The organism is Coprococcus sp. AM97-35 (assembly GCF_027697525.1).
Lineage (GTDB): Bacteria > Bacillota > Clostridia > Lachnospirales > Lachnospiraceae > Allocoprococcus > Allocoprococcus comes.
In genome coordinates, this window is sequence record NZ_JAQESL010000050.1 from 1 (window position 1) to 5,380 (window position 5,380).

6 protein-coding genes are annotated in these 5,380 nt (G+C 34.2%); 2 read left to right on the forward strand and 4 right to left on the reverse strand.

Annotated features, from left to right (window positions below):
• Positions 1-127 precede the first annotated feature (127 nt).
• Both PG840_RS16270 and PG840_RS16275 read right to left on the reverse strand, forming a co-directional pair.
• Positions 128-469 carry a hypothetical protein gene (locus tag PG840_RS16270; RefSeq protein WP_006428643.1) on the reverse strand — a complete coding sequence of 114 codons (342 nt, stop codon included), beginning with the start codon at positions 467-469 and terminating at the stop codon, positions 128-130.
• A 58-nt stretch (positions 470-527) separates the two neighbouring features.
• Complete coding sequence (locus tag PG840_RS16275; protein ID WP_028087872.1) at positions 528-950, reverse strand: winged helix-turn-helix domain-containing protein; 423 nt, start codon at positions 948-950, stop codon at positions 528-530.
• Between the two features lie 83 nt (positions 951-1,033).
• Between PG840_RS16275 and PG840_RS16280 the strand changes: the two genes are divergently transcribed.
• Positions 1,034-1,402, forward strand: coding sequence for a BlaI/MecI/CopY family transcriptional regulator (locus PG840_RS16280; protein WP_005330465.1), 369 nt, complete (start codon positions 1,034-1,036; stop codon positions 1,400-1,402).
• Between the two features lie 21 nt (positions 1,403-1,423).
• Positions 1,424-3,223: a BlaR1 family beta-lactam sensor/signal transducer gene (locus PG840_RS16285; RefSeq protein WP_082430384.1), complete on the forward strand. Its 1,800-nt coding sequence runs from the start codon at positions 1,424-1,426 to the stop codon at positions 3,221-3,223.
• A gap of 64 nt (positions 3,224-3,287) precedes the next feature.
• Here the strand turns inward: PG840_RS16285 and PG840_RS16290 are convergent, their stop codons facing one another.
• Positions 3,288-4,520 carry a DUF6070 family protein gene (locus PG840_RS16290; RefSeq protein WP_005610830.1) on the reverse strand — a complete coding sequence of 411 codons (1,233 nt, stop codon included), beginning with the start codon at positions 4,518-4,520 and terminating at the stop codon, positions 3,288-3,290.
• Positions 4,521-4,528: 8 nt separating this feature from the next.
• Positions 4,529-5,380 (reverse strand): DUF6070 family protein (locus tag PG840_RS16295; RefSeq protein ID WP_270613886.1); only part of this gene is annotated, 852 nt, incomplete at its 5' end.

The window sequence follows — 5,380 nt, forward strand, 5'->3', positions numbered from 1 at the left end:
TACTCGCTATTTTGCGTTTACTTAAAAACAGTTATGCTATATCATTACAACTTGATATAACATAACTGTTTCTTCTTTACGAACATCCTATTATCTATCAAATACTACATTTCCCTCCACGACACACTTAATTGCTTTTCATCTCGCTAATTATTTTTTCCATATCCGTCGATTTTTTCAAGAGTCCTAAACCAGCCAATAACTGAATACAATCTACATATCCTTGACAATATGCCCTTTGTTCTGACACAAACGCTTCTTCTTCCAAAATTTCTCCATATTGCTTCAACTTCTCCCTGTCCTCATAACTTATATGATCGAGAAGTTTATTCACCTTTTCTTTTTCCATTTTCTTCTTCAACTGAATATTTGCAAGTTCTTGGAAATAGATATAACTTTCTCTGTTTATATTCTCACAACGCAACTGGTTCAAAAAAGAGGATATTTCATTCCAAATATCATTTTCCATAAAAATTTCTCCTGCTTTTTTTGGTATCTTTACTTATTATGCCCAATTTTATATTTCATCATTTCATCAATTCACCATTAAATTTATATCCCATACCCCATACATTTAAAATGTATCTTGGTTTTGCAGAATCTGGCTCAATCTTTTTTCTGATTCTCCGAATTATGCCCATAACATTATCTTCTGCCCCATAATATGGTTCTTTCCACACCTGTGTATATATTTGTTCCTTTGAAAATATCCGTCCTGGATTTTTTGCCAGCAAATATAATATTTCAAATTCATAATTCGTCAATTGAACCAGCTCACCATTACTTTCTACAGAACGATATTCCGCATTTATTTTTAATGCTCCGTAATCAAGTACCCTATTTTGTTTACCAGGCATCTCAGAGTATTTTTTAGCAGACAGAAAATGTAATAATTCATTTAATTTTTCTTCCTCATTTTCATCAAATGTTACAACAACTACCCTTCCCATTTTATAAAAACCTTTCATATTCCAAATCTTACAAGTGTAATTTTTATCTATTATTACATCTGTAAGATTTGGAGGAATATCACATGAGCAATCTGCCTCAAATTTCAGAAGCCGAATTTGAAGTTATGAAAATCGTTTGGAAATATGCACCAATCAGCACCAATGAAATTACTGAAAAATTAACACAAATTTCCCGTTGGAGTCCTAAAACAATTCAGACATTGATTAAACGTCTCGTTTCTAAAAAAGCACTAACCTACGAAAAACAAAGCCGGGTTTTTGTCTATACTCCATTGGTCAAAGAAGACGAATATATTCGGCAGGAAAGTAATTCTTTTTTAAAACGATATTATAATGGTAATATCACTTCTATGCTTGCCTCTTACATTGAGGATGATAAATTGTCTGAAGAAGACATTGCCAGCTTACGGAATCTTCTTTCCAATCATTAACCATGGGAGGAGGAGCATATTTTGATATATTTTAGTTTTCGATTTTTACTGTGTAATGCCATCATTTGTATTTTTTTAGGTAGTTTACTGGGATTAAAAAATTTATTGCAAAGGCAATTATCCGCACGTATGCAATATAATCTTTCGATTATATTTCTTGCCGTTCTAATTGTTCCCTTTTTACCAATAAGCTCTGCCCCATCTTCTATATCGTGGAGCCATTTGCTGACAGCCAGTTCAAGTACCAATGGTGACATTCAAACCACTTTTCTTTCTGGTAATGGTTATAATTTGGATAAAATAAATGATTTTGCTGTCTCTGTCAGCACCCAAATACCAACTTTTATTCACACATTACTTGTATTTTTCTGGAGTATCGGTATATTCATAATGTTTTTTCTTCTCTACCGCTCAGTAAGACAAGTAAACGCCTTACATAGTTCTGCTTTACCTCTTCAAAATGAAGAACTAAACGCTCTTTATATAGAATGTTTAAACGAAGTGAACAGCAAGCATACCATTCCGATTTATAGTACAGCATTTTTGAAATCTCCTGTTTTGGCTGGTTTCCTGCATCCTCGCATTTATCTTCCAATTCACTTGATTTCAGATTTTAACGCTGGAACTATAAGCTCAACTGATATTCGATATATGCTTCTTCATGAACTGCAGCACTACAAGCATAAAGATATTCTAATTGGATATTTGATAAATACAGTACATGTTTTCTACTGGTTCAATCCCCTAATCTGGTATTTTCTAAAAAGAATACGGCAGGAACGCGAACTTGCCTGCGACAGTGCTGTATTACAATTATTGAAAGAAACAGAATACAAGTCATATGGAAATACACTGATTAACTTTGCCGAAACAATAGCTCTGTCTCCATTCCCTCTTACTATGGGAATCAGTGGAAATATAAAACAGTTAAAAGGACGCATTTTAAATATTGCATCATTCCACCAACCTACTTTTAAACAAAAAATTCGTGGATATCTTATATGCATATTCGTCTCTACTATCATCATTGGATGCATTCCCATACTTTCTGTTTATGCTTCTGATCAGACTGGCTATCATTTTGACACAACCGAAAAGAATATTACTCAGCTAAATCTTTCTTCCAATTTTGGGGACTACACCGGAAGTTTTGTTTTATATAATCAGTCTGCTGATAAATGGAATATTTATAATATGGATCATGCTTCCACACGTGTATCACCGAATTCGACTTATAAAATATATGATGCATTACTTGGCTTGGAATCTGGAATTATTACACCAGAACATTCCACTTTCACATGGAATGGAGAACCATATCCTTTTAATTCATGGGAAGCCGATCAAGATTTAACCTCGGCTATACATAATTCTGTAAACTGGTATTTTCAGGCAATTGATTCACAGGCAGGTTTTGAAGCCGTAAGAACATTTTTACAGACAATAAACTATGGGAATCAAAATACTGGAACAAATCTAAATCTCTATTGGACAGATTTCTCTCTGAAGATATCACCCATAGAACAGGTGGAATTGTTACAGGATTTCTATCAAAATAATTTTCATTTTGACAGTAAAAATATCCAGGCAGTAAAAAAAGCCCTGCTGCTTTCCACTACTTCTTCCGGTTCTCTTTACGGGAAAACAGGAACCGGGCGTGTCAATGGTAAAGATGTCAATGGCTGGTTTATCGGATACATTGAAACAGCGAATAATACTTACTACTTCGCAACAAATATTCAATCCTCTTCTGGTGCAACTGGAAGTCAGGCTACCGAAATAACAGAATCTGTACTTTCTAATCTTGGTATTTGGAAATAAATAAAGAGAACTGATAGCATAATTTCCTGTTATCAGTTCTCTTTATTTCATTCTTCTCTACTGATCAATTCTGCAAATTACCTAACCGGTACTGATACCTCGGTATATTATCAATACCATTATCTAAAATCCTGTTTCCAACATACTGAATCGTTCCATCATCCTGAATTTTCATCGTAAGTTCGTGTGTAATAACAGCATCATTACATACAACAGAATCACATACTGCATGAATTGTCAAAACAATGGTTCCATCTTCATTATGCCTGACTTCTGTTACTTCCGGTAAAGACAAGCCAAAATGTGTTGGTGAATAATTACCACATCCCAATCGTTCCCAGATAAACATATTACTTTGTTCATCGTAGACCGCCCATTCTTTCAATTCTTCTTTTGTAACAGGAAGATATGTCATAATTACATTTTCGAACTCTTCTGCTGGAATTCCCACAACCTCTTTTTCTGCCGTAAATTTTTCTCCATATTTCATTTGATAAAAATATTCATAAAGTCCATTATAATCCAACCCCTGCATATCCTCCGCATTCCAGTTTGAACATAACAGATTGTTTCCCTGATAGCCGAACGTACTCACATATTTTTTTGAATATTCCCGACACTCCTCACTCAAAGGCTTTACCCGGATAATACAACTTCCATCTACAATCTCTGTCACTTCCGGTGGTTCAGGTACGCATAATTCATAACAGAAATTCCCATTTTCAGTATATGCCCATTCTTTTATTTTTGATAGCGATATGTATGTAAGTACAGGCTCTGTATCCTCACTCCAGATCATTTTTGCGGACATCACACTCATTTCTTTTCCATCATAACTATATTCTTTTCTGGTAATTCCACCATCTGTATCTGCTTCATATAAAATTACACTTCCTTTTTCTTCTTGTTCTGCAGATTTTAAAAATTGTTCCATCTTCTGATAATTATCCATAACAGAATAATGATCGGAACCAATGACCGGATTCCCATTTTGTTTGATAATTTCTTTCATCCGATTCATCATTTGCTCAGCAGTGTTCTGATCTGCTTCTTGTATTCCATTATATTCAGAATAAATATCTCGGATAATGCCCATAATTTCTTCACAATCGTTCACAGCTTCCTTTTTCTTGTCTTCATCGATTGGTAGATTATATCCCTTATCCGGATTTTCCATGGTAGTGTTTTTCTGATTCTTCTCATTTTTTACATCTGTGCTGTTTAACGATATCTTACTTTCACAGGAAGTCAGAATCATTCCTATACAAAGTACTAACAAAATACTTTTTCTTTTCATATTGCCCCCTAATTATTACTGTAATTCTCTTCCCACTCTTCTTCTGTTAACCTTGGCATATACCACCCTGCATTTGCATTTTGATCTGACTTGATTACCTTATTTGATAAATACTGGAAACTTCCGTCTTCCATAGGTTTTATCATCAATTCACTGGTGATTGCCTGATCTAACATTCTGATTTCCCATACTGCTTCTATCGTAAGTTTTAATGTTCCATCTTGTAATTTTTCATATGAGATAACTTCCGGATATGGCTCATATGGGAATTCACAATCATATAACCCTCGCGGTCTGTATCTAAAAGTTCTATTATCAGAGTTATAAAAAGTTCCTTTTTCAATCTCGCTATTACTAAATGGTAAATAGGTCTTTATAACCTCTTCAAACTCATCTTTTGGAACTTCATATTCTGCTCCACCATAATTTGCTTCATATGGAACTTGCTTTCCATATTTCATATAATACATTTTTTCATAAAGATCATAAAAATCAAGTTCCGTATAATTCTGGTTATCCCAATTTGTAATCAACAGATTATTAAGTGCATACCCCAACGGCATAACATATTTTCGATTCAATTCTCGGCATGTTTTATCTAATGGCTGCACTCTGAATCCAGTTTCACCCGGTGCTCCATCAAATCCCGGTGGGTGATATTCCTCCAGAAACAAGTATCCTTTTTCTGTATATTTCCACTCATATGCTTCATATTCATCATAATAATTAGCCTGTGGGCTATTATCCTTCCATTTAACCTGACATAATCGAACATTTATCTTTCCATTCATTGACTCTAAATGATATTGTATAATTTCCCCTTCATCAAATACAACAACAATATCTACTGCTGCCTGTTC

Bases quoted from the DNA above. Each gene is read 5' to 3' on its own strand.
- PG840_RS16270 (WP_006428643.1), bottom strand. From the start codon at position 469: ATGGAAAATGATATTTGGAATGAAATATCCTCTTTTTTGAACCAGTTG.
- PG840_RS16280 (WP_005330465.1), top strand. From the start codon at position 1,034: ATGAGCAATCTGCCTCAAATTTCAGAAGCCGAATTTGAAGTTATGAAA.
- PG840_RS16290 (WP_005610830.1), bottom strand. From the start codon at position 4,520: ATGAAAAGAAAAAGTATTTTGTTAGTACTTTGTATAGGAATGATTCTG.
- PG840_RS16275 (WP_028087872.1), bottom strand. From the start codon at position 950: ATGGGAAGGGTAGTTGTTGTAACATTTGATGAAAATGAGGAAGAAAAA.